This is a genomic window from Pedobacter sp. NJ-S-72 (assembly GCF_053890575.1).
On record NZ_CM132681.1, the window covers coordinates 817,275 to 838,902 of the forward strand.

At 37.5% G+C, this 21,628-nt stretch carries 30 protein-coding genes; 20 read left to right on the plus strand and 10 right to left on the minus strand.

The features are described from left to right. Window positions 1-5: 5 nt before the first annotated feature. From ACWYN3_RS05385 to ACWYN3_RS05405, 5 genes are all read right to left on the minus strand, one after another. Window positions 6-62, minus strand: a complete 57-nt coding sequence (locus tag ACWYN3_RS05385; protein ID WP_456222892.1) for a hypothetical protein — start codon at window positions 60-62, stop codon at window positions 6-8. After that, entirely contained in the window at window positions 37-1,110 is a 1,074-nt protein-coding gene (locus ACWYN3_RS05390) for a RagB/SusD family nutrient uptake outer membrane protein (protein WP_456222893.1), read from the minus strand. Before ACWYN3_RS05390 ends, ACWYN3_RS05385 begins: the two co-directional genes overlap by 26 nt. Then, window positions 1,086-1,355, minus strand: a complete 270-nt coding sequence (locus ACWYN3_RS05395) for a hypothetical protein (RefSeq protein WP_456220218.1) — start codon at window positions 1,353-1,355, stop codon at window positions 1,086-1,088. The genes ACWYN3_RS05390 and ACWYN3_RS05395 overlap by 25 nt, the downstream gene beginning before the upstream one ends. 208 nt (window positions 1,356-1,563) lie before the next feature. Further along, a complete protein-coding gene (locus tag ACWYN3_RS05400) occupies window positions 1,564-4,110 on the minus strand; it encodes a SusC/RagA family TonB-linked outer membrane protein (RefSeq protein ID WP_456222894.1) in 2,547 nt (848 codons plus the stop codon). Window positions 4,111-4,200: 90 nt separating this feature from the next. After that, on the minus strand, window positions 4,201-4,434 hold the full coding sequence (locus tag ACWYN3_RS05405; protein WP_456220219.1) for a carboxypeptidase-like regulatory domain-containing protein: 234 nt from the start codon (window positions 4,432-4,434) through the stop codon (window positions 4,201-4,203). 437 nt (window positions 4,435-4,871) lie between these two features. On the opposite strand from ACWYN3_RS05405, the gene ACWYN3_RS05410 reads away from it, so the two are divergent. After that, window positions 4,872-5,948 carry a serine hydrolase domain-containing protein gene (locus ACWYN3_RS05410; RefSeq protein ID WP_456220220.1) on the plus strand — a complete coding sequence of 359 codons (1,077 nt, stop codon included), beginning with the start codon at window positions 4,872-4,874 and terminating at the stop codon, window positions 5,946-5,948. Window positions 5,949-5,972: 24 nt separating this feature from the next. On the opposite strand, the gene ACWYN3_RS05415 is transcribed toward ACWYN3_RS05410, so the two are convergent. Continuing rightward, a complete protein-coding gene (locus ACWYN3_RS05415) occupies window positions 5,973-6,596 on the minus strand; it encodes a CatA-like O-acetyltransferase (protein ID WP_456220221.1) in 624 nt (207 codons plus the stop codon). A gap of 58 nt (window positions 6,597-6,654) precedes the next feature. Beyond that, on the minus strand, window positions 6,655-7,356 hold the full coding sequence (locus ACWYN3_RS05420; RefSeq protein ID WP_456220222.1) for an HAD family hydrolase: 702 nt from the start codon (window positions 7,354-7,356) through the stop codon (window positions 6,655-6,657). Between the two features lie 74 nt (window positions 7,357-7,430). Here ACWYN3_RS05420 and ACWYN3_RS05425 point away from each other — a divergent pair, with 74 nt between their 5' ends. Beyond that, complete coding sequence (locus tag ACWYN3_RS05425; RefSeq protein WP_456220223.1) at window positions 7,431-8,000, plus strand: Crp/Fnr family transcriptional regulator; 570 nt, start codon at window positions 7,431-7,433, stop codon at window positions 7,998-8,000. Window positions 8,001-8,002: 2 nt separating this feature from the next. On the opposite strand, the gene ACWYN3_RS05430 is transcribed toward ACWYN3_RS05425, so the two are convergent. Continuing rightward, window positions 8,003-9,073 (minus strand): hypothetical protein, encoded by a 1,071-nt coding sequence (locus tag ACWYN3_RS05430; RefSeq protein ID WP_456220224.1) that lies wholly within the window; start codon window positions 9,071-9,073, stop codon window positions 8,003-8,005. Window positions 9,074-9,137: 64 nt separating this feature from the next. After that, on the minus strand, window positions 9,138-10,541 hold the full coding sequence (locus ACWYN3_RS05435; RefSeq protein ID WP_456220225.1) for an alpha-amylase: 1,404 nt from the start codon (window positions 10,539-10,541) through the stop codon (window positions 9,138-9,140). Window positions 10,542-10,868: 327 nt separating this feature from the next. On the opposite strand from ACWYN3_RS05435, the gene ACWYN3_RS05440 reads away from it, so the two are divergent. From ACWYN3_RS05440 to ACWYN3_RS05470, 7 genes are all read left to right on the plus strand, one after another. Then, window positions 10,869-11,144: a hypothetical protein gene (locus tag ACWYN3_RS05440; RefSeq protein ID WP_456220226.1), complete on the plus strand. Its 276-nt coding sequence runs from the start codon at window positions 10,869-10,871 to the stop codon at window positions 11,142-11,144. Further along, window positions 11,092-11,379 carry a hypothetical protein gene (locus tag ACWYN3_RS05445; protein WP_456220227.1) on the plus strand — a complete coding sequence of 96 codons (288 nt, stop codon included), beginning with the start codon at window positions 11,092-11,094 and terminating at the stop codon, window positions 11,377-11,379. The genes ACWYN3_RS05440 and ACWYN3_RS05445 overlap by 53 nt, the downstream gene beginning before the upstream one ends. Before the next feature lie 2 nt (window positions 11,380-11,381). Continuing rightward, the gene (locus ACWYN3_RS05450) at window positions 11,382-11,642 is read left to right on the plus strand and encodes an ankyrin repeat domain-containing protein (protein WP_456220228.1); all 261 of its coding nucleotides are present in this window, start codon (window positions 11,382-11,384) and stop codon (window positions 11,640-11,642) included. Window positions 11,643-11,659: 17 nt separating this feature from the next. Beyond that, entirely contained in the window at window positions 11,660-12,145 is a 486-nt protein-coding gene (locus tag ACWYN3_RS05455; protein WP_456222895.1) for an ankyrin repeat domain-containing protein, read from the plus strand. A gap of 72 nt (window positions 12,146-12,217) precedes the next feature. Next, window positions 12,218-12,643, plus strand: coding sequence for an ankyrin repeat domain-containing protein (locus ACWYN3_RS05460; protein ID WP_456220229.1), 426 nt, complete (start codon window positions 12,218-12,220; stop codon window positions 12,641-12,643). A gap of 2 nt (window positions 12,644-12,645) precedes the next feature. Continuing rightward, window positions 12,646-13,029, plus strand: a complete 384-nt coding sequence (locus ACWYN3_RS05465; RefSeq protein WP_456220230.1) for a DUF6891 domain-containing protein — start codon at window positions 12,646-12,648, stop codon at window positions 13,027-13,029. Between the two features lie 234 nt (window positions 13,030-13,263). Further along, window positions 13,264-13,410, plus strand: a complete 147-nt coding sequence (locus ACWYN3_RS05470; RefSeq protein WP_456220231.1) for a hypothetical protein — start codon at window positions 13,264-13,266, stop codon at window positions 13,408-13,410. Window positions 13,411-13,477: 67 nt separating this feature from the next. Here ACWYN3_RS05470 and ACWYN3_RS05475 read toward each other — a convergent pair whose 3' ends face one another. After that, on the minus strand, window positions 13,478-13,660 hold the full coding sequence (locus tag ACWYN3_RS05475) for a DUF6496 domain-containing protein (protein WP_456220232.1): 183 nt from the start codon (window positions 13,658-13,660) through the stop codon (window positions 13,478-13,480). Window positions 13,661-13,897: 237 nt separating this feature from the next. On the opposite strand from ACWYN3_RS05475, the gene ACWYN3_RS05480 reads away from it, so the two are divergent. The 11 genes from ACWYN3_RS05480 (at window position 13,898) to ACWYN3_RS05530 (ending at window position 21,582) form a co-directional block, all read left to right on the plus strand. Next, window positions 13,898-14,668: an ROK family transcriptional regulator gene (locus tag ACWYN3_RS05480; RefSeq protein ID WP_456220233.1), complete on the plus strand. Its 771-nt coding sequence runs from the start codon at window positions 13,898-13,900 to the stop codon at window positions 14,666-14,668. Window position 14,669: 1 nt separating this feature from the next. Further along, window positions 14,670-15,083 carry an ROK family protein gene (locus tag ACWYN3_RS05485; protein ID WP_456220234.1) on the plus strand — a complete coding sequence of 138 codons (414 nt, stop codon included), beginning with the start codon at window positions 14,670-14,672 and terminating at the stop codon, window positions 15,081-15,083. An 84-nt stretch (window positions 15,084-15,167) separates the two neighbouring features. After that, the gene (locus ACWYN3_RS05490; RefSeq protein WP_456220235.1) at window positions 15,168-15,734 is read left to right on the plus strand and encodes a carboxypeptidase-like regulatory domain-containing protein; all 567 of its coding nucleotides are present in this window, start codon (window positions 15,168-15,170) and stop codon (window positions 15,732-15,734) included. Continuing rightward, on the plus strand, window positions 15,715-17,175 hold the full coding sequence (locus ACWYN3_RS05495; protein WP_456222896.1) for a TonB-dependent receptor plug domain-containing protein: 1,461 nt from the start codon (window positions 15,715-15,717) through the stop codon (window positions 17,173-17,175). Before ACWYN3_RS05490 ends, ACWYN3_RS05495 begins: the two co-directional genes overlap by 20 nt. Before the next feature lie 26 nt (window positions 17,176-17,201). After that, the gene (locus ACWYN3_RS05500; RefSeq protein ID WP_456220236.1) at window positions 17,202-17,660 is read left to right on the plus strand and encodes a TonB-dependent receptor domain-containing protein; all 459 of its coding nucleotides are present in this window, start codon (window positions 17,202-17,204) and stop codon (window positions 17,658-17,660) included. After that, window positions 17,660-18,436 carry a hypothetical protein gene (locus ACWYN3_RS05505; RefSeq protein WP_456220237.1) on the plus strand — a complete coding sequence of 259 codons (777 nt, stop codon included), beginning with the start codon at window positions 17,660-17,662 and terminating at the stop codon, window positions 18,434-18,436. Before ACWYN3_RS05500 ends, ACWYN3_RS05505 begins: the two co-directional genes overlap by 1 nt. 19 nt (window positions 18,437-18,455) lie before the next feature. Further along, window positions 18,456-19,388, plus strand: coding sequence for a SusD/RagB family nutrient-binding outer membrane lipoprotein (locus ACWYN3_RS05510; protein ID WP_456220238.1), 933 nt, complete (start codon window positions 18,456-18,458; stop codon window positions 19,386-19,388). Beyond that, window positions 19,357-19,665: a SusD/RagB family nutrient-binding outer membrane lipoprotein gene (locus tag ACWYN3_RS05515; RefSeq protein ID WP_456220239.1), complete on the plus strand. Its 309-nt coding sequence runs from the start codon at window positions 19,357-19,359 to the stop codon at window positions 19,663-19,665. Before ACWYN3_RS05510 ends, ACWYN3_RS05515 begins: the two co-directional genes overlap by 32 nt. Further along, on the plus strand, window positions 19,620-20,054 hold the full coding sequence (locus tag ACWYN3_RS05520) for a SusD/RagB family nutrient-binding outer membrane lipoprotein (RefSeq protein WP_456220240.1): 435 nt from the start codon (window positions 19,620-19,622) through the stop codon (window positions 20,052-20,054). The genes ACWYN3_RS05515 and ACWYN3_RS05520 overlap by 46 nt, the downstream gene beginning before the upstream one ends. A gap of 119 nt (window positions 20,055-20,173) precedes the next feature. Further along, window positions 20,174-20,662, plus strand: coding sequence for an alpha-L-fucosidase (locus tag ACWYN3_RS05525; RefSeq protein ID WP_456220241.1), 489 nt, complete (start codon window positions 20,174-20,176; stop codon window positions 20,660-20,662). Further along, window positions 20,659-21,582 (plus strand): alpha-L-fucosidase, encoded by a 924-nt coding sequence (locus ACWYN3_RS05530; protein WP_456220242.1) that lies wholly within the window; start codon window positions 20,659-20,661, stop codon window positions 21,580-21,582. Before ACWYN3_RS05525 ends, ACWYN3_RS05530 begins: the two co-directional genes overlap by 4 nt. Window positions 21,583-21,628 lie beyond the last annotated feature (46 nt).

Consider the following 21,628-nt stretch of genomic DNA (forward strand, 5'->3'; position numbering starts at 1 on the left):
CAGAATTAATAACCCGGATTTTGTGTTACATCAGGATCAGAAAGTATATCTGAGTAAGGAATAGGAAATAACCAATAATTTGTATTGTGGTAAGCCGAGTACTTTACCTGCTTGTTTTGTCCTGACAAGGTCAAACCAGCGATGTGCTTCAAAAGCAAATTCAACACTATTCTCATCGGCAATTGCCTGTAATATATCTGTCTGTGTACCAGAGGTGACAGGAGAAACACCAGCTCTTTTACGGATAATATTCAGGTCGGCCAGCGCTCCATCCAGATCGTTCAGATGTGCTTTTGCTTCTGCCCTGATCAGGTAAAGTTCAGAGATCCGGATGAGATAAGAAGGGTCAATATTTGCACCGGCAGTATTATATAATGCTCCGTAAATACTATTTCCAGTACCACCGATAAGGCTTATCCTTGAGCCTCCAATTGCGGGGTCATTAATTTTGCTGATCAGAGAAGCGGAAGGTTTCAATTGATATGAACCACCTAAAGCACTTGGGTACCATAAAGACCAGTAATTATTTTGATCGTTTGCCGAAAAAGTCAATTCAAAAACTGATTCAGTACTTAAAAAGGGTGCGGTGAAAAATGATTTAAAATTGTTAACCAGTGTGAATTTGGGATTGCCAATTACCTGTGAAGCATAGGTTACTGCGTCAGCCCAGTTTTCGCGGTATAGATTTAACCTTGCACGTAATGCCTTTGCTGTACTTTTTTGCGCTCTGTTCCTGGTATTTGAATCGTCTTCAGGCAATAACTGTTCTGCCTGAACCAAATCAGCCAATACCTGATCGTAAGTTTGAACTAATGTACTTCTTTTAACACCTCTTATTCCATTGATATCGACAGTAGGTTTAAGTTGTAATTGTACACCTCCCCAGCCTCTGGCTAAATCAAAATAACCCAGTGCTCTGATGAAATAAGCTTCTCCAAGGATTTTATTTTTCTCTGCCTGGTTCAACAATGGATCTGTAACAGCTGGTAAACCTGCTATTACACTATTTGCTGAATTGATAGTACGGTATATCTTTTGATAAACCGATACTGTAATTACGTTATCAGTAGGGATTGCATTCTGATCTAATTGCAGATACTCACACTTAATGTACCGTTAAAAACCACGTTATCTGCCGTAATGGTACCTAAAGTAATGTAATCTGAGCTGTAGTAACTTTGTAATCCATCATAAGCACCTAGAATAGCTGCTCTTGCTGTTCCTGCATCCGTAATGGCCGTAGTTGAAGGTATAGCATTATTTGGTACTTCCTCCAGATATTTTTTGCATGAACCAAAAAGCAGTGGTAAAATCAGCAGATAAATTGCAGGGATATATTTATGTAGATATTTCATATTGATCGTTTTGAAAATTAAAATGTTACGCTTACACCTGCCTGGATCGTTCTTGGCTGTGGCACTGTAGCCCAGTCATAACCCGCAGTATTTTGGTTGCTGCTTTGTGAACTTACTTCCGGGTCTAACCCTTTGTATTTGGTGAAAGTGAGCAGATTTGTACCAGAGACATAGATTCTGGCTTTACTTACTCCCCATTTGTTAGTGATTAAAGCAGGAATGGTATAGCCCAGAGTGACAGAGTGACTTTCTTCAGCCTGATAAATGAGCCATCTTCAAGATAACGTGTACTTAGCCTTGCTACATTTCCACCATAGTTATTAGCAGAACCTCCGTTGGCTGTAGGGTCACCACTATAAGTAGTTAATCTTGGAATATCAGTGATATCACCCGGTTTTTGCCATCTGTCCAATTGTCTTGGATCAAATCCGATATTGTTCTGTGTACCGCCATGAACAAGGAAGAAATCATGCATGTTCATAATCTTGTTTCCTTGCTGAAAAAAAAAGAAGAAATTAAAATCAAAGTTTTTATAGGTTAACGTATTGGTTAATCCCCCTGTATATTTTGGAATAGCACTGCCAACAATTTGTCTGTCTGCGGTATTGATCTGGCCATCTTTATTTACATCGTTATAAACGGCATTACCAGTATTTGGATCAACATATAATTGTTTGTAGAGTTGAAAAGAATTTACAGCATAACCTTCTCTTAGAATTGAAATATTTCTTCCAGAAGCACCAAGGGAGATGTCAGAAGCCAATTTTTCAATACGGTTAGTATTTTGTGAAACATTAAAATCAGTTGTCCAGCTAAAATCCTTTGTCTCTATATTGACCGAATGAATGCTGAGTTCAAGTCCTTTATTTCTTATCGATCCGTAATTTTGAAGTTGCGAGATAAACCCTGAGCGGTAGGGTACAGGCACATCCAGTAATAAGTTGTAGGTGTATTTATTATAATAATCGAAGGTAAAACTCAGCCTGTTTTTCAAGATGGAGAATTCTGTACCTATATCTATCTGACGGGTGGTTTCCCATGTTAAATCGGGATTAGCTAATTGTGAAGGTGCTGTACCTGCATTCTCCAGATAGTTATAACCTGCATTCCATAAACCAAGGGCAGCATAATCACCAATTCCATTCTGGTTTCCTGACAGGCCTGCACTTGCTCTGAATTTCAGTTCATCAAAAATTCCCAGTTTAGAGATAAACTCTTCCTGACCTGCTCTCCAGGTTAGTCCACCGGAAGGGAAATATCCCCATTGTTTGTTTTTACCGAATTTAGAAGAAGCATCTGCCCGCAAACTTCCGTCGATGGTGTATTTTTGATTAAAAGTATAACTTGCTTTACCAAAAAATGATACTAACTTATTTTGTGATCGTTCGGATGAACCTGAACGGATAGCTGCTTCTTTAATTGCGGTTAATGCATTAGTCGCAAATCCGGTTCCTGTAGCGCTTGTGTTTTGTGAAAGGTTAGTACTTAGCGTATTTCCGATCAAAGCATTAATATTGTGTTTTTTATCTGCGCCAAATGATTTGATATAGGTTAGTACCTGTTCATTAGTCAGTACGAGGTTTTTACCTTCATAAGAAGAAGCAGAGCCATTGGATGCGATTCCGGCACTGATTAATGTGTTACTGTAATTATTCTCATAAACGCTGTTATTGTCTATGCTCCAGCTGCTTTTTAGTTTTAGTTCAGGTAGGATTGTATACTCAGCAAATAAATTACCTATCGTGCGCCATCCAACCGCAGAGTTATTCAGGTTTTCGATCAGGGCGATATGATTATCAAAACTTCCGTATCTGGCAAAAGTGCCGTCTTCATTGTATACAGGAAGATATGATCGTGGAAAGATAGCAGAGTTGATCACACCAGTAGCATCATTATCATTACTGCTGACGTTTCTGAATGTGCGGGTAAAATTGAAACTGGTTCCTGCTTTTAATTTGTCCGTTAGATTATTATCATAGTTAAACCGGCCTGTATATCTTTCAAAACCTGATGGTTTAACGATAGACTCTTGTTTCAAATAGCTTAATCCTGTGTAATAAGTACTTGTTGCAGTTCCTCCCTGTGCAGAAAGTTCATAGTTAGAGGTTCTGGCTGTTCTGAATAAATCACTGATTCTGTCATAAGTAGGCAGGGCAGAGGGATTTGGAAAAGGCAGTACAACGGTAGCAGGATCTGTTCCCCGGTCTTTAGCAGTATTGACAATAGCTTCATTTGCCAGTTCTGCCTGCCGTTGTGGCCCTGTTGCGGTTTTGAATTTCTTGTTTGCATTTGACCAGCCCTGATAAGTGCTCAAGTTAATTTTTGCTTTAGTATTTAGTTTTCCACGTTTAGTGGTGACAAGTACTACACCATTAGCACCCAGCGACCCATAAATAGCTGTCGAATTTGCATCCTTCAAAATCACGAGTGACTCAATATCTGCCGGATTAATGTCAGACAATGGATTAGAACCTGCCTGCTGGCCTAAACTGGTTGTAATCGGATCTTTACTGTTCACGAAAACTCCGTCAATTACATAAAGTGGCTCTACTGAGGCATTAATCGAGTTATTACCCCTGATCCGGAAAGTAATCCCTCCACCGGGTACACCATTGTCTGAGGATATCTGTACTCCGGTCGCTTTACCCTGTATCAGCTGGTTAAAGCTTGATCCGGCAACATCTTTTAGCTGATCGCCTTTGATGGTAGATATAGAGCCAGAAATGAACTTGCGTTCCTGTGTACCATAACCCAGTTACAACCACTTCGCTGAGTTGCTGTAAATCGGGTGCAAGCTGTACGGTAATCGTGTTTGTGCCTACTTTGATACTTTGTGAAAGATAACCTATATAGCTGAAATCAAGGTTTTTTTTTCGTCATCAGACAGGCTTATTGTAAACTCTCCCTGTGCGTTGGTGATGGTGCCGGAATTTTTGTTGTGTAAGCGTACGCTTACTCCAGGGACAGGCTGATGATCGGTTTGATCAACGACTTTACCGGTAATTGTTCTATTCTGCGCAAAAGTCGGAACAGACAGCAGAATCAACAGCGAAAGGAGTTGTAGTAATTTTAGTTTCATATTGAAAATTTGAAAAGATGGAGGCATAGTTTTCCCTTGTCCCCAAAATTGGAACGGTAAAAAAGGCCGGAAGAAAATAATTGATTAAGAGACGGTATGTATACCGGGATATGGCAAATTATGCCATGAGACAACATCGCATGGAAGGCATGCGGATAGCATAAATTAACTCGTTTGAATTAGAGTTGATCAGAGGCAATTGAGGTTCAGTTTTTTTTTTTGATACAGCATTCATCTTATAATTGGCATTTGTGTATGATGGGTCAAATATACAATGAATAAATTAAATACTACTACTTTGGTAGTATTTAATTTATCTGTTACAATTGATAATCCGGATTACCTGATAAGAGCCGGTTTTGAAAAGCTATTGAGAATAATAAGCTGATTTTGTAACTCATACTCCTAATCGTTGTCTCATATGAAAACTAATCTGCATGAGATATCTTTATTTAATCATTTATTTATTAAGCCTGAACTCAGATTTGTTTGCACAATCAGCCAGTCTACAGCATTTTATTGTCGATTATGCAAATGAACATCAGTTCAATGGTACTATTTTGGTAAAAGAAGATTCTAAATTGTTATATCATCAAAGTTTTGGTATAGCTGACCGCAGATTTAATATTCCCATAGTCAACGAGACTGAATATAAGGTCGCTTCAATTACTAAAGCTTTCACTGCTGCTGTTCTAATACTTCAACTCTCACAAGAGGGAAAATTAGATTTAAATCGGACTATAAAAACATATTTACCCGATTATAAAGGGGAGGCGGGAACAAAAGTTACGATTCATCAACTCCTGAACCACACATCCGGGATGCGTAATCTGGATACGCTGCATAGTATCAGCAGTGCTTTAAAAAATGGTTTGGGATACTATCAGAAATTTTATACACCCGATCAGATCGTGAATGATTTTTATAGTGATTCATTAGTGAATATTCCCGGTAAAAAGTTTGATTATAACAATGGTGAATATATTATTTTGGGTAAGGTCATCGAAGCAATTGATAAGAAATCGTATGAAGAGGTTTTAAAAGACCGGATTTTAAAACCTTTAAAGATGAATAATACAGGTATGCTAAGTCATCAGGACATAGTACCGAACCTGTCAAGCACTTATTTCTTCAGGAAAGATATCAATAGATTAGTTAGCGATTTACCTTATTTTATTGACGACTATTATGCTGCGGGTGCTATATATTCCAATGCTTCTGATTTAATCAGATTCTCTGATGCATTATTCGGCCTGAAATTGATTAATAAGCAAATGCTGGGATTAATGATTCATCCCGGATTAGATGATTATGGCTATGGTGTTTGGATCAGAGATATAAAAGGGGGTAATGATAAATACGCAAGAGTAGAACGATATGGAAGTATTATGGGGGCAAATGTATTGTTAATGCACTTTTTGAAGAAAAATGTTACGGTAATTATGCTAAGTAATACCAATTTAACAGACTTGGGTGATTATGCGTTAAAAGTAGGTAAGGAAGTGATCCATTAAAAAAGACTTTGGCTAATTGATGACCTATTGGTTCATCAATTTCTGAAATGTTTCTATAAACTTACCTACTTGAACACCATCCATTAAAGCATGGTGCACATGAACAGAAACACTTATTGTCCTTTTTGTTTCTGTTTCTACCATCTTGCCAAAAGATATTTTTGGTGAGCTGTCCTCAAAGGAGAAAGATCTTGCATGTGATATAGAAGTAAAATCTATCCAGGGCAGAGCAGAGTAATGAATGACATTTTCGCCAGATACAGCTGGAAAAAGTCCGGTGCTTTTTGATACCCGGTCTATTTCTTGCTCGGCGAGTTTATAAAACTGGTTGTAATCTTCATGAAAATCCATATAAGAGAAACCAAAAGTTCCATTAGGACGATTGATTGTTGGTGAAGCATTTACCTGATCATATATAATTACTTTGTCGCCCTTTATTCTGTATTTAAATTCTTCAATAGTATTGGCTGCTTTTAAAGATTGATATAAATAATAGAGAAAAAAGGATTTTCCGGATTTCTTCGCATGAAGATAAGCCTTCGTACAATCAATTTTTACGGTTATGCCAAAGAAAGGTTCTTCGAATTTCCTGAAAAAGTGAAAATGTTCTTTTCTGTTCCATTGTTTTATGTCTAGCTCTTTTTGCATGGTTCTATTTTATATGATGATATAGCTGTATATCATGATTTGGCTGATTATCCTTATGTTAGTTTTGTAATATCCTGATAATCTCAGTCATTGTATTTAATGGCATAAAATTCTGGTGTTCTAAAGTTTCGGCTATCTGTTCATGTGCCCAGGTTGTATGAAAGGGGATATGAGCTGCATAACCGCCTATTTCCAATACCGGAAGAATATCTGATTTAACAGAGTTGCCAAGCATTAAGAAATTCTCAGGATGGCAATCCAAATGTTTAATCAATTTTTGATAATCGCCAGTCTGCTTATCACTCATAATTTCAATATGATGAAAATAGTCCTGTAACCCTGATTTCTTCAATTTCCTTTCCTGATCAAGAAGATCTCCTTTAGTAGCCATTACTAATCTGTAATCTTTTTTCAGATGCTTTAAAACTTCTTCCACACCATCAAGTAGAACCACTGGCTTTTGTAAAAGCAAATGGCCCAGATCCATGATTTTATCTACCATCCCAATAGGAGCCCTGCCATCATTAGAAATACGGCTTAAGGTTTCTATCATGCACAGCATAAATCCTTTGACTCCATATCCATAGAGAGACAGATTATCCATTTCCGTTTTGAATAATTCTTTTGAGAGTTCATCATGCGGCATATATTCTTCCAGTAACTGGCAGAACGCAACTTCTGTTTCCAGGAAGTAAGGTTCATTGACCCAAAGGGTATCATCTGCATCGAAGGCTATTACCTGAATTTGATTTGTGATCATTACTTTTGTTTTGAATACCTGCAAAAATAAAAGATTATACCGCTACAAAAAGGACAATTGTCCCGCGTCTTTCTATGTTAAGAACCAATACCAATTTATTAGCCTTCATTGAAAAGCTTTATGCAGATCAGCCAAAGAAAGAGGATGTCATTCTGAGATCTTTCAGTACAGGAGAAAGAATACTGGAACAGGACGTTAAAATCGGCAAAGTATTTATTATCAGGGAAGGGGTGACTAAATGTTATCTGACTGAAGAAAATGATAAAGCTTATATATTTGAGTTTTTAGGCAAGGGTGAGATTATAGGTGAAATAGAGGCAATAAAAATGAAGGAATGTCTTTGTACTGTAGAAGCAATTAGCCCTGTAACTGCCTATTGTATGTCTGCGGTGTTTTTCCTTTCTTTAATTGATAACATTCTGGATATTAATAAAATATTGCTGCATGAACTGACAGACCGTCTGCTGAATACCAGTCGCAGATCTTCTTTTCAGCAGCTGTATTCTCTGGAATATGGTTTGTCTAAATTGCTACAGCTTCAGGAGAAAGAGAAAATCAGTCTTTCAAAGGATGATATGGCGGCTTATTTAGGCATTACAATCAGGAGCTTAAACAGAACAATGAAATTATTGAAGAAGGAATAAGTTTATGGTAGCTTGACTTTTACCAGTTCTATATTATTCTTAAACAAGGGTATCTTATCACTTAATTCAAATGCCTTATTAAATGATAGTACAGCCTTGTTATCAGAGTTCTTGAAATATTTTTTTTTAAAATGAATCAGAACCCTGTCCCCTTTATCAATGAGATCTTTTTGTTGTGAACCAGAGACTTTAACGACTTTAATATCTTTCTGATGAACGAATAAAGATTCGTTAGCATAAAGGAAATCCAGTTTGTCTTTATTAATCGTAACAGGGAATTCGGAATGGTTCACTATAAATATCTGAGCATTTAAAGTGTCATGCTCACAGTAACTACTTAATCTGAAATTTACACCTGAAACAGCAATTTCCTGATCACTGACAAATATAAATGGCGGTTGTTTAACTTTTTTCAAGGTCGAAAAATAGGCGCTCTGTTTACTTGTAAAATCAGATTTTGTATTCAATGAGTAACTAGTCGCAATGGTTTTATATTTATTGAGATAGGCGCTATAGTCAGATGGTGCCAGATTTGCCTTTATAATAGTATATAATGGAGGTACATTTCGATTAACTTTAGAAGTAATCAAAAGATTATAACTGGATTTAAAATATCCGTTTCTACCTGTTAGCTGGTATTCTCTGAGATCATTTAGGGGTTGAAATTTTAGCGAAACAGCTTTGTTTTCTCCTGGTTGCAAGATGATTGAACTCATACTCCCGGTTTTAGGTGTCGATCTAAGTCCTTCGGGGGTAGATATCTCAATTTCACTAATGGTAATTGGGTTGTCACCCGGGTTATTCAATTCCAGATCGGCTTGTAATTCCTGCGTTTTGATATTAGCAGTCAGATTTAAGCGGACTGACAACTGATCAAATTGCATGTCCGTTTGGTTGTAGTTTAAATCACCTTTAACTCTTTGTATCTGAGGATGATTATGGCAGGCAAATAACGTAGCTAATGAAATTAACAGGATAGGTATTCTGATTTTTAATAGCGTGGATGTTCTCATTTTTATTTGATAAGTATTAGGAAGAAGGGTTGAAGAAGCCTGATTACCACGGCTCTTCAACCCCTGGTTTATTAGTAGCTCATATGAATTTTATAAGCTCATGATGATTATTATATATATATGCTTATAAGCCAGTAACAGACCAGATAGCATATGCATGCGGAGGGGCTTGTATTAATACCCGTCCGTCAGCCGCTACTGTTTGTATCCAGTTGGATACTCCGGTATATTCTTTTATCTTTTGATTAGCCCAGTTAGAACTTACCCATTGCTGCTGCCAGTTATCTGTACCATTGAAATACACAATTAAACCAGGAATTGAACCATATCCATTTCTTTTGTCAATATATTGATCAGGAGCTGAATATAAATTGGTTGTTGTGCCTCCAGCCAGATTTTTATGAATCCAGATCAGATTATTCATCCTGTTTTTGTCCAGCAGGTTTTCATAATCCTTGTAAAAGATACATGGATATCCCTCATGGGTCATGATATAAGCATAAGAAGAATACTTGTTATATGTAATATCCGTATCATGGTTACTGACAAAAGTAACAGCCTTTGCTGCATTTTTTTTTAATAACATATCATCGTTAAGATGTGTCAGATCGTTACCGTCAAATGCACTGTGCATCGCGTAAAAACAGGCAAAGTCAAATGCTGAGGAAGTTTGCTCAGTTGCATCTACCCAGTTCTGTAAATTTGCAGCATTTCCATCCCATTCTTCTCCAACGGCAAAAACCGCAGCTGGCCCGCCAACACTATTTACAAAGTTTTTAACAACCCATGCACCATATCCTTTAACATAATCAAAACGAAACCCGTCGAAATGGATATTGTTCTTGTAAAATTTGGACATGCTGTAAGACGCATTATATATCCAGTTAGATACATTGGCTTTTTTATGGCAGAGATCAGGAAAGCCAGCAAATGCGCCTTCATCTGCACTTTCTATATCATTTGGATGGAAATCGCTGTACGTGCGGTTAAATTTTCCGGAAAGAGGTGTGTATTTAGTATATGTACTGGTACCTGTGTAGGGATTAGCCTCTGAATTTCCTCCGCTACAATGATTAAGTACCATATCTGCATATACTTTTATATTATTGCTATGTGCAGTAGTTATCAATTTACTCAGGCTTGTTGAATCACCAAAACGGGTAATTGTTGTGCCCATTTGATTATAACTTCCGAAGTCGAAATAGTCATAAGGATCATAACCCATACTTGTGCCTCCGCCTTGTGCTTTAGTTGCCGGTGGTAACCAGATGGCTGCGATGCCTGCAGCTTTCCATGATGGTATTTTATCATTGATTACATTCCACCACGAGCCTTGCGGAACGTCCCAGTAAAAGGCTTGCATCATTACATCGCTACCAGAACCTGTAGCTGCGTCTACTGCGATTTGTTTAGTGATGGCGGGGGAGGGAGGATCTGCAATCCCGGTTTTTTTGCATGAAGTGAATGTAAAGAAAAGCCCCATAAAAAGGATAGTCTTCACCGATAGGTAAGATGTTTTTTTGTTCATACTATTTGGTTATTTATTTGGTTTATTGTTTTGTTAACGGGGGTATCTCCTGATGGGGTGTTAAAGTACGGGAACGTTCCCGTACTAATACAAGCATTAATCCAAAAGACCCTTTAAAACTACTATTATTTATCTGATTTTATATACAGGAGATGATTTTTTGTTACTATAATCAAAGCCATTGTTTATTGATAAGATTGAATATCATGGGGTTAATTTATAACAAGCTTAAACTGTGAATTTTCTTAACTAAGAATTATATCTTTATTAAACAGGGGGGTAATTAATAAAATATTTGGTCGTTAAGAATTTATAAGTCGTATTGATATGAATAACTGGGAAGAATTTGAAAAAAAGTACAATTTTGAAGAGACAGTCTTTGAATTGACAAACGAATCTCTTGATATGATAACAAAGTCTGAAGATTTTAAAGACGAGATATTTGGTGCATTTGCATTCAATTGTGTGAGTGGCGATATTTCTTTAAGTTTTGACTCAAGTACAGGTGTTGATTTACGCAAAGAAGGTTATTATCCACCGGATTGGACAAATGAGCTTATGGAGTCTGACCTGGAAGAAATTGAGAACTCTCTGGGGAAATAAATATGCGGATACCCAGAATGCTTTTAATGAGGTTATTGATAGTCATGACTCTGATTTTATTGATGAATTTGAAGCAGGTTATCTCAATAGCTTAAGAAGGGTAATGGTGAAACTTGAAAATAGTAAAGCATTCGATAAAATAAAGATATTAAAGAACTTTTGGACTTTAGTTACGCAGGTAGATGCAGATACAGAACAAGAAGAAAAGTTATTAGACGAGGTTAGAAATAAATAATAATGACGAAAATTACTGAAACATCAGCATTGCATTCTGCTTGTTATAATCAGGACACCACATTGGTACAGCAGCTTTTATTAACTACAAGACCAGCCGTACTTAATAAAAAACTCGTTGACTATGAAAACCCGGTTCAGGGTACACCATTACAAATTGTTTGTAAAAACGGAAACCTCAATATTGTAAAACTATTAATTGAGGCAGGTGCCGATAAAGAAATTAAAGACGTTGCCCGGCAATCTCCTTATCAGTTGCGGTAAGTAATGGACATTATGATATTATTGATTACTTCATAGAAATAGGGGCAGACATCCACTCTAAAGGTCCCAGTAATTTACAGCCAATTCATTTTGCCTGTGTTTATGGAAGCCGGAAGATCATAGAATTACTTTTGTTAAAAGGAGCTGATATAAATTTAGTTGATAGCCTGAAAAGTTCCCTGCTTGATTTTACGACAAATCTTGAAGGCGGGAATTTAGACGCAGCAAAAACATTAGTGGAAAATGGGATTGATAAAAAGTATTTCCCGGCTGCTTTTAAATGGGCATGCTGGAGGAATAATCCGGCTATAGCAAAATATTTAATGGCTTGCGGTACAGACTATAAGGATGAGACTACACCTAAATCAGAGTTGTTATTCTGGATTTGTGGTTTAGGGCATAGTGAAATAGTCCTGTTATTATTGGAGCTCGGAGTAGATTTTAAGACAAAAGTGAAATTCAAAGGGAGAATGATGTCTTATGTCACGGTAGTAGTCCTTTAGACAGAGCGATTGCAACAGGTCAGACTGGAATTGTAAAATTGATAACTGATTTTCATTTATAACCTATAGAGAATGGCTAATAAAAACATATTTGAGGCAGCAAGACAAGGTGATATCTCTTTATTAAAAAAGATATTATTAACAAAACCAGATTTAGCAGAATTTAATGATTACGGTTTTACTGCTTTGCATTGCGCAGCTATGGGAACTAATCTTGTAGACGATGAAATAATGATGGAGCTTTTAAAGCTTTTAGTTGAAGCGGGAAGCCCACTGGAGATTCTTTCACTTGATGGAAGAACTCCTTTATATCTGTGTGCAGAATTCAGCTCTTCATTAAAACCTGTTCAATTTCTTATCGATGCCGGGGCAAACCCTGATGTATATGCTGGTAATCATATTGTTGAAAATGCACGTTTACCTGAAGTGCAGGAATTATTAGCAGAATTAACCGGAGTAGCTATTCCTGTGGAACCAGAACCAGGCCACCTGCTTTGAAAATGAACTCTGCTGCGTGGAAAAAAGCGAAAATAGTTCTTGATATTGTTTTTATGGAGTTAGCAGATGCCGGTATAATCGCTTTGCAAGATGCTGGCAGTACACAGTCAGATGGTTTTGATGATTGTACTGAAGAATTTCATAAAAATACAGATCAGGATTCAATCGTTGGATTTTGTTTTTATACCAGGCAAGATCTTAACCGCGCAAAAAGAACCAGTGAGCTGTCACTTGCAGTTTGGGGTGCTAAAGAAGGCAAAGCAAAGGATACTGAAAAGGTTGCAGGTATAGTTGTAAGTGCTTTTGAAAAAGCAGGTGTTAATGTGGGCTGGAATGGCAGTGACTCGATACGTCCTTCATTATATTTGCACAGTTTTTCTGAATAGATTTATTGTCTGTAGATTTTAAAAACCTTTTAATCAGCCTGATGTTTAATACTTTCACTCATAAAGGGGTAGAAAGATTAGCATATGGAGCCATTTAATATTAGAAATTGAATACTACGACAGAGATGTCACTTTAACTATATTACCTGAATCTGATCATAAAGGTTACTATAAGATAATTTATTCTGGAGGAATACTTGGAGCCTTGTATTTTTTGATGGAGAGGATTGGGTAATGGTTCAACCAGAAGATGTTATCGCAGGAGACCTGCCTCTGTATGAGCCTGATCTCAAAGAATATCATATCAGACTTAAGTTTACTGAATACCTGGCTGAACAGATAGGACATGAAATTGATTTGTATTTCGATCAGCAAATATGATGAATGTGTTCTATACGGAACGCACCGGAGAGATTTTATCCTGCCTGAAAAATAAGGCAGGATAACTCTAAGACTTCTTTTTAGGGACTTTCGCACCCTCTTTTCTTGTTTCTGATAGACCGATAGCTATTGCCTGTTTTTTAGACGTAACTTTCTTTCCACTACCTGATTTCAATTTTCCTTCTTTCATTTCATGCATGGTGGCTTCTACCTTTTTTTCTGAAGTTTTTTTTTTCGAATATTTGGCCATAATCTTAAAATTTAACTCAATGATTTAAGAATTGTTTTTTTGATGAATTCTAATTCTAACAAACTAATAATCAGATGGTTTTCTGGAAATAAAATATGCGATTTATCACAACCATAATCAGGAAATGAAAGAATATTTTTAAGCTTGTATACTTATTAAAAAAAATAATAAGTTTTGCAGAAGTTTAAAATTAAATTATTAAGTTTGGTATAACCAACTAAACTATTCCATTAAATTATGAAGAACAGGGGACTCCTGCGAGTTGATATTATTAAGCAGCTTTATTATAAAAATCCGCTTTCTCTTACCGAACTAAGTAAACTGACTCATAAAAGTTTGCCGTTGGTAACTAAGGTAGTGAATGAGCTGGTTGAAGAAGGATATGTGCAGGAGCAAGGTCTTGGCCGTTCAACTGGTGGTCGAAGAGCGTCTTTATTTCTTTTGAATCTCGAAAAACAAAGATATGTCGTTTCTGTGGCGACGACAGATCAGTTTACAGCCCGCATGATTATTTATGATCTGGCTAACAATATTATCCATCCTGTGGAAATGATGGAGCTTGAACTTACAGATGATCAGGAAGCAGTTGATAAGCTGGTTTCTTTTATCCATCATCATATTGAGCTTTCTGGTATTGATAAGAAAAAACTTTTGGGAGTTGGTATTGGTATGCCCGGTTTTATTATTGCTGAAGAAGGGGTGAACTACTCTCATTTAAAAACGAATGATGGTACACATTTGGGTAAATACCTGCGAGATAAATTAAAGCTACCGGTATATATAGATAACGATTCACGCCTGATTGCAAATGCTGAACTTCATTTTGGAGCGGCAGTGGGTATGAAGGACGTCATGGTTGTTAATATTGGCTGGGGTACTGGTCTGGGCATGATCATTAATGGTCAGCTCTACCGCGGAAACAGTGGTTATGCTGGTGAATTTAGCCATATCCCATTGTCAAATACCGGGACCTATATGCTCTTGTGCAGGCAGACGTGGATGTCTTGAAGTGGAAACTTCTTTACTCGTGATGACTCAAAGAGCAAAAGCAGAAATAGACGCTGGTGCTGCTACAAGTATGACCGAACTTTTTAAAGATAAAAGCAGGAATATTGGAGAACTGTTTTTGGATGCTGCACGCAATCACGATCCTGTAGCTGTTTCCATCCTTTCTGATGCCGCATTTCATATTGGAAAAGGTGTAGCGACATTAATCCATATTATGAACCCGGAATGTATTGTACTCAGTGGACGCGGTGCTGCTGCGGGTAAAATTCTCCTTCCGCCAATTCAGCAGGCCATCAATGAATTTTGTATCCCAAGAATCGCAGCTCAAACCTCTGTAGTACTTTCGGAATTAGCAGCGGATGCGGAATTATTAGCATCTGCAAGCTTAGTTATTGAAAATAGTCTCTTTAAATAATATTACATAAATTTTCTTTTGAATTCAAGTTAATACCCAAAATAAATAAAACTAAATCGAATTACTAACCTAAACACACCAAACATGAGAAAAATTTACTTAAAGTATTTAAGTGTTTTTCTGTTAACTCTGTTGACAGTCAACGCTTTTGCACAGAAGACTCTTACCGGGACGGTAAGAGATGCTTCGGGCCCCGTTCCGGGGGTTAGTGTTTCCCTGAAAGGAAGCTACAAAGTTACCCAGACAGATGGGGCCGGAAAATTTTCTATTGCCGTAGGTACAAATGATATCTTATCATTTTCTGCGGTAGGTTATGCCAAACAGGAAATTTCTGTTGGCAATCAAACGTTGTTGAATGTTACAATGAAAGAAAGTGAAAATAGTCTGAATGAGGTTGTTGTAACTACAGCATTAGGTATCAAGCGACAGGAAAAATCGTTAGGTTATGCGGTAAGTACAGTAAGCGCTAAACAACTAACTGAAGCTGGAAATACAAACTTTGCATCGGCTTTATATGGTAAAGCCGCAGGTGTGAAAATTACCACAGCACCAGGTGGTCCGAGTAGTGTGTGTAAACGTACAAATCCGAGGAATCAATTCAATCAATTACAATCAGCAGCCTTTATATGTTGTGGATGGTGTGATGATTAGAAATGATGGGCAAAATGATGCTAAAGGTGCCAATAACAATGATTATTGGGGCGATCAGCGCATCAGAGGAAATGGTGTTTTAGATGTCAATCCAGCGGATATTGAAAGTCTGACTATCTTAAAAGGTGCGAGTGCATCAGCATTGTATGGTTCGGATGCGTCTAGTGGAGTAATTGTTATCACTACAAAAAAAGGGTCAAAAGACAGAGGACTGGGAATTGATTTTAATTATCAGGCTTCTATTGATAAGGTAGCATTTCTCCCTAATTTTCAGAATGTTTATGGCCCGGGTTATGACAGAGCAACTAATTTAGCAAATGCAGGCCGTGAAGATGGCTGGATTGCTGATGCAACTTCTCCAACTGGATTAAGACCTTACTTTAGATCTTATGCAAATTTTGGGCCTAAGATGGAAGGTCAGCAGGTTAAATGGTGGGATGGTTCAATCCGTTCTTATTCTCCGCAACCTGATAACTATAAAGATGTATATCAAACAGGTTATACTTCGAATGCGAATGTGGCGATCTCGAATCAAACTGAGGCCATTAATTATCGCTTTTCTGCATCACGTCTTGATTACAGAGGGACACAGCCAGGTAATACAGGTTCGAAGAATTCATTTAACTTAAACTCTACTGTTAAGCTTGGATCAAAGGTATCCGCAGATGTAATTGTGAGTTATGTGAACACCATAACAAAAAACAGACCCTATCAGCTTGGACAAGTTTTGGGGTCATTTGGTGGTTTCTTCAGCCGTGCTGAAGATATGAACTTAATGAAAGAAAAATTCCAGACCAGCAATGGATATAAATATGCACAATTTAATCAACTGGATCGTCCTGAACCATTTCTTTATAATATCAGAGCAACGAATTTACTGGACTTCTACTGGCAGCAATTAAAAAACGAATATGTTGAAAATGAGAACCGTTTACTTTCAAGTTTCACTTTAAACTGGGATGTTGCTAAAAACTTAAAGTTCAGAGGACGTATTGGTAATGATTATACTGGACTGAGATCTGAAAATAATCAGTTTACTGAAGTGCCGATAGGATTAAATGGTAATACGAGTACAGGTGGATATACTACAACACAGGGACAGTATGGGATTTTGTACGGAGATGCCTTGCTAACTTACTCGAATAAAATTGGTAAAGACCTGAATTTGTCAGTAAGTGGTGGTTATCAGGCTAGAAATGAGACCTACAAAGATCAGAAATCGAATACGAAAGATGGATTAGTTTCAGAAAACTGGTTTGCAATAACTAACTCTTATGGTATTGCCGAAACTTCTGATACAAGAAAAAAACAATTAAAATATGCTTATTTAGGAATCTTAAATTTAGGCTATAAAGATTTCTTGTTTTTAGAAGGTACTGCACGTAAGGAATATGCTTCTACATTGCCTCCAAGAATAATCAATATAATTACTATTCATTAAATGGTGGTTTTGTTTTTAGTGACGTTGTGAAATTGCCGAAATTCTGGAACTACGGTAAACTAAGAGCTTCTTACGGAGTGGTTGGTAATGCCCCACCTCCATATGAAGCAAATATTGTCTATACACAATCCTCTCTTCAAACTATAAACGGATCAGTTCCATCATTGGTGACATCTAGTGCTTATGGAAATAATACGCTAATGCCAGAAATGAAATATGAAACTGAATTTGGTTTTGAAACCCGCTTTTTAGACGGACGTTTGGGGCTGGACGTAAGTTATTATAGTAACTATATTAAAGATCAGATTTTGCCTTTACAGGTGAGTAATGCTAACGGTGCAAAAAGCCAGATTGTGAATGTTGGAAGAGTTGGAAATAAAGGATGGGAAGTAGCATTAAATGGAACCCCGATAAAAGGCAACAAATTCCGTTGGGATACCCGTTTGAATTTTTCATCTAATAAATCAAAGTTAATTTTTCATTAATGGAGGGAATGCCTGATTTGACTTTCTATTCTTCAGATCAGGCTACCGCTAAGATTATGGCTAAAGCCGGAGAAGATTTGGGTAATATTTACATCCGTCCAAGAGCAACTGATTCAAAAGGTAATTATGTAATTAATGATGATGGACTGTATGTAATGGACAATAGTACCTATACTAAAGCTGGAAACATTATGCCGAAAATAGTGGGCGGTATTTCTAATACGTTTAGCTATGACAACTTCTCACTGACTTTCACTATTGATGGTCGTTTTGGAGGGAAAATGGTTGCACCAAATCTTAAATTTATGCGTGGAGCAGGTATGCTGGAGAACTCTATGGAATTCAGAGATGCAGCCCATGGCGGATTAACTTTTACAAGTAATGGTAAAACGTATGATGACGGTGTATTGTTACAAGGTGTAAATCAAACGACTGGTCAGCCAAATACAAAAATTATTTCTGCAGCAGAATATTACATGAATACCTATAACTGGGGTGAGGGTACTTTAGCAGAAGGGGAGCTTTTCAATAACAGCTATATTAAAATGAGAGAAGCTGTACTGAGTTATAAATTACCTGCTTCATTTACCAGTAAGCTTAAGATTAATAACTTGAGAGTGTCACTTACGGGCCGTAATCTATTCTACATCTGGCGTACGCTGAAAGATCTGGATCCAGAGGCTCCACTAGGAAGCAGGTGGTGGTCACAAGGGGCAGATGTGGGCTCGACAGCTGCATCAAGAAGTTATGGTTTTTCTATAAGCGCGAATTTCTAATCGCATTAATCCAGATATTATGAAAAAATTAATTATAAATATAAGTTTTGTCTTAGTTGCAGTAACGACATTGGTTAGTTGCAAAAAGGCTGTTGATGAGAAATTCTATAATCCGGAAAAGTCCCAGAATGCAAGCCTTTCCGGACTTTTTACAGCCATGTTGAATAATGACAGGGTTGCAGCTAAATATTGGAATGTACGTACTTTTTTATGCCAGATGATGCCGGGCGTGTATGCACAGACTTCTTATTTTCCAAATGCGAATTCTGTTTATCAGCAAAGTGATGGTTATTCTCAAAACTATTGGGATGATTTCTATGCTACAGGTGGAAACGGAAGTGGAAGTATAACACAGTATCGTTCTATGGAAACAAAGTTCAGCACGCTTTCGGATGCTGAAAAAGTTAGTCAGGGAGCGCTTATGCAGGCTGCTAAAGTAGTTTTAATCGAACAGGCTGCGAAAATGGTAGATTTATGGGGTGATATTCCTTATTCTGAAGCCGGGAGTCTGGAGAAAAGCAGTACTTTAGTAAATCCTAAATTTGACGAGCAAAAGGCGCTGTATACTAGTTTTATCAGTGATTTAGCTAATGCTGCTGCTTATTTTAAAGCAAACCCTACCAATAAGGATTTTGCTAAAGCTGATATTTTGCTGAAAGGTGATGTTAATCTATGGACTCGTTATGCAAACTCTTTACGTTTAAGATTGCTGATGCGTATTTCAAAAGTAGATGAAGGAACAGCAAGAACTGCGGTATTGGATATGTTAAACAATGCAGCAGCTAATCCATTGATAGATGGTGGAAATAGTGCTTTATACAATCCTGGTACATCTGATGTTTTATTGCAGCCGCAAACCAACAGTACAAGCGATTTAAGTGCCGCTTTTTATGGAAGGCAGCTGGTACGCTACAGATTATATGCTGAACACAGTGATGTTGCCTGCGAATGATCCGCGTATTCCAGTAATTTATGATAAATACGGTAGAACAGTGAATGGTAAATTTGTACCAAACGCAACTTATAAAGCAATGCCTGTTACCATGAGTGGATCAGACCAGGAGGCGAAATTTGCAGACTATGCGGTACTTGATTCGGCAACTTTCCTTTTTAACCAGAAATTACCAGGTATTGTGATCACTGCTTCTGAAGTTAATCTTTTGAAAGCCGAGGCATTTGAAAGATGGGGAAGTTCAGCCAGTGCTCAGACTGCTATGAAAATGCTTTAAGACAGTCAGTTGCTTTCTATTATTTTCTGAATAATTTAAATAAGGGTGGTGGATATGTTAACCTTCCAGCTCCTTCATCTGCTGATGTTGAAGCATGGGTGAGTTCATCCTCTGCAGCTTATACAGGCTCTCAGGCAAATAAACTGGCGAGTATCTATACACAGAAATGGGTGCATTTTGGTGTTCTTCAGTCTACAGAGGCCTGGTCTGAATACAGAAGAACAGGATTCCCTGTTTTAACTTTCCCTTCAGATGGTAAATTGTCAGGTTATGATACTCCTCCAACCAGGCTAATCTATCCTTCACAAGAGAAAATCCTGAATTCCGTAAACTATGAGGCCGTTCAGGCAAAGGATACGCGTAAAACCAAGATCTTCTGGCAACAGTAATCTTATTTTAATTCATATCATGTCCCGGTTAGATTTTTAGCCGGGACATTTTTATATTCAGGGAATGAAATCTGTTAAAAAAATAAGTATCCTAAAAACGAAAAATTATAATTGCGGCTTTGCTGGTTTGTGCTTTCACCAAATTAATAGCACAGGAAAATGGTGTTCATCCACAATCGACGGTTTACGAATGGCCGTCTGATCCGCAGGTGAAACAAAAACTTGCTCAATGGCAGGATAAAAAATTTGGTATGATTGTACACTGGGGTTTATATGCTGTTCCTGGTATGATTGAATCCTGGTCAATTTGTTCTGAGGATTGGATAGACCGCGATAGTACTAAGAATTATGAAGATTATAAAAAATGGTACTGGGACTTAAGTAAAAGTTTTAATCCTGTAAAGTTTAATCCTGAACAATGGGCCAGGGCCGGTAAAAGTGCTGGGATGAAATATCTTGTTTTTACGACTAAACACCATGATGGCTTTGCCATGTTTGATACGCAGGAATCTGATTTTAGTATTGCTAAAGGCCCATTTGCTGATAATCCAAAGGCTGATGTAGCAAAATATGTTTTTGAAGCTTTTAGAAAAGAGGATTTATTATGATTGGTGCATATTTCTCTAAACCAGACTGGCATTCCCAGTATTACTGGTGGTCTAAATATGCTACCCCTGACCGCAACAATAACTATGATATTAAAAAGAATCCATGGAGATGGAATAAGTTCAAAGACTTTACTTTTAATCAGATCGAAGAGCTGATGACGCATTATGGAGGTATTGATATTTTATGGCTTGATGGGGGGTGGGTAAGGCCTCTGGAAACGGTAAATGAAGAAGTACTTTCCTGGGGCGCAACTATTCCAAAATGGAGTCAGGATATTGATATGCCAAAAATCGCCCGTATGGCAAGAAAAGCGCAGCCTGGCCTATTGATGGTAGACAGAACAGTACACGGGAAATATGAGAACTATCAGACACCAGAACAAAAGATACCTGATACACAGTTAGACCATCCGTGGGAAAGCTGTATGACATTGGGTGGAGCATGGGGTTTTGTGAATAAGGATCAATACAAATCTGCCAGTGTTGTGATTCATAAACTAGTAGAAATAGTAGCTAAAGGTGGAAGTTTGCTTTTGGGTATCGGGCCTGATCCGGATGGTACATTACCGAAAGAGGTAGTTACCAAATTAAATGACATTGGTAAATGGACCTCCAAAAATGGTAAGGCTATTTACAATACCAGGATTACTAAAAACTATCATAGCGGACAAACCTGGTTTACTCAGAGCAAAGATGGAAAAACGCTGTATGCTATCTATTGCAGGAATGTGGGTGAGAATCCGGCCGGCACCATTAGCTGGACAGGGAATTTGCCTAAAAAAGGCACAGATGTTATTCTGGTTTCTAGCGGCAAAAAAATAAAGTGGAATAGCTCCAATGGAAAAACCACGGTAGAATTACCTGGTGATCTTATGGGTGCTGAGGCTGCTCTTGCTTTTTCGTTTACACCAGCTAATTAGTTTTATCCTTAAAAATTATTGATGAAATATACAATTACTAAAAATA

What these genes read in the sequence shown, in the direction of transcription:
- ACWYN3_RS05520 (WP_456220240.1), top strand. Translation starts at nt 19,620, where the DNA reads ATGGGGAAGTTCAGCCAGTGCTCAGACTGCTATGAAAATGCTTTAAGA.
- ACWYN3_RS05405 (WP_456220219.1), bottom strand. Translation starts at nt 4,434, where the DNA reads ATGAAACTAAAATTACTACAACTCCTTTCGCTGTTGATTCTGCTGTCT.
- ACWYN3_RS05460 (WP_456220229.1), top strand. Translation starts at nt 12,218, where the DNA reads ATGGCTAATAAAAACATATTTGAGGCAGCAAGACAAGGTGATATCTCT.
- ACWYN3_RS05505 (WP_456220237.1), top strand. Translation starts at nt 17,660, where the DNA reads ATGGAGGGAATGCCTGATTTGACTTTCTATTCTTCAGATCAGGCTACC.
- ACWYN3_RS05470 (WP_456220231.1), top strand. Translation starts at nt 13,264, where the DNA reads ATGGTTCAACCAGAAGATGTTATCGCAGGAGACCTGCCTCTGTATGAG.
- ACWYN3_RS05410 (WP_456220220.1), top strand. Translation starts at nt 4,872, where the DNA reads ATGAGATATCTTTATTTAATCATTTATTTATTAAGCCTGAACTCAGAT.
- ACWYN3_RS05415 (WP_456220221.1), bottom strand. Translation starts at nt 6,596, where the DNA reads ATGCAAAAAGAGCTAGACATAAAACAATGGAACAGAAAAGAACATTTT.
- ACWYN3_RS05490 (WP_456220235.1), top strand. Translation starts at nt 15,168, where the DNA reads ATGAGAAAAATTTACTTAAAGTATTTAAGTGTTTTTCTGTTAACTCTG.
- ACWYN3_RS05450 (WP_456220228.1), top strand. Translation starts at nt 11,382, where the DNA reads ATGACGAAAATTACTGAAACATCAGCATTGCATTCTGCTTGTTATAAT.
- ACWYN3_RS05395 (WP_456220218.1), bottom strand. Translation starts at nt 1,355, where the DNA reads ATGAAATATCTACATAAATATATCCCTGCAATTTATCTGCTGATTTTA.
- ACWYN3_RS05425 (WP_456220223.1), top strand. Translation starts at nt 7,431, where the DNA reads ATGTTAAGAACCAATACCAATTTATTAGCCTTCATTGAAAAGCTTTAT.
- ACWYN3_RS05440 (WP_456220226.1), top strand. Translation starts at nt 10,869, where the DNA reads ATGAATAACTGGGAAGAATTTGAAAAAAAGTACAATTTTGAAGAGACA.
- ACWYN3_RS05435 (WP_456220225.1), bottom strand. Translation starts at nt 10,541, where the DNA reads ATGAACAAAAAAACATCTTACCTATCGGTGAAGACTATCCTTTTTATG.
- ACWYN3_RS05530 (WP_456220242.1), top strand. Translation starts at nt 20,659, where the DNA reads ATGATTGGTGCATATTTCTCTAAACCAGACTGGCATTCCCAGTATTAC.
- ACWYN3_RS05480 (WP_456220233.1), top strand. Translation starts at nt 13,898, where the DNA reads ATGAAGAACAGGGGACTCCTGCGAGTTGATATTATTAAGCAGCTTTAT.
- ACWYN3_RS05445 (WP_456220227.1), top strand. Translation starts at nt 11,092, where the DNA reads ATGAGCTTATGGAGTCTGACCTGGAAGAAATTGAGAACTCTCTGGGGA.
- ACWYN3_RS05475 (WP_456220232.1), bottom strand. Translation starts at nt 13,660, where the DNA reads ATGGCCAAATATTCGAAAAAAAAAACTTCAGAAAAAAAGGTAGAAGCC.
- ACWYN3_RS05510 (WP_456220238.1), top strand. Translation starts at nt 18,456, where the DNA reads ATGAAAAAATTAATTATAAATATAAGTTTTGTCTTAGTTGCAGTAACG.
- ACWYN3_RS05465 (WP_456220230.1), top strand. Translation starts at nt 12,646, where the DNA reads ATGAACTCTGCTGCGTGGAAAAAAGCGAAAATAGTTCTTGATATTGTT.
- ACWYN3_RS05420 (WP_456220222.1), bottom strand. Translation starts at nt 7,356, where the DNA reads ATGATCACAAATCAAATTCAGGTAATAGCCTTCGATGCAGATGATACC.
- ACWYN3_RS05515 (WP_456220239.1), top strand. Translation starts at nt 19,357, where the DNA reads ATGCTGAACACAGTGATGTTGCCTGCGAATGATCCGCGTATTCCAGTA.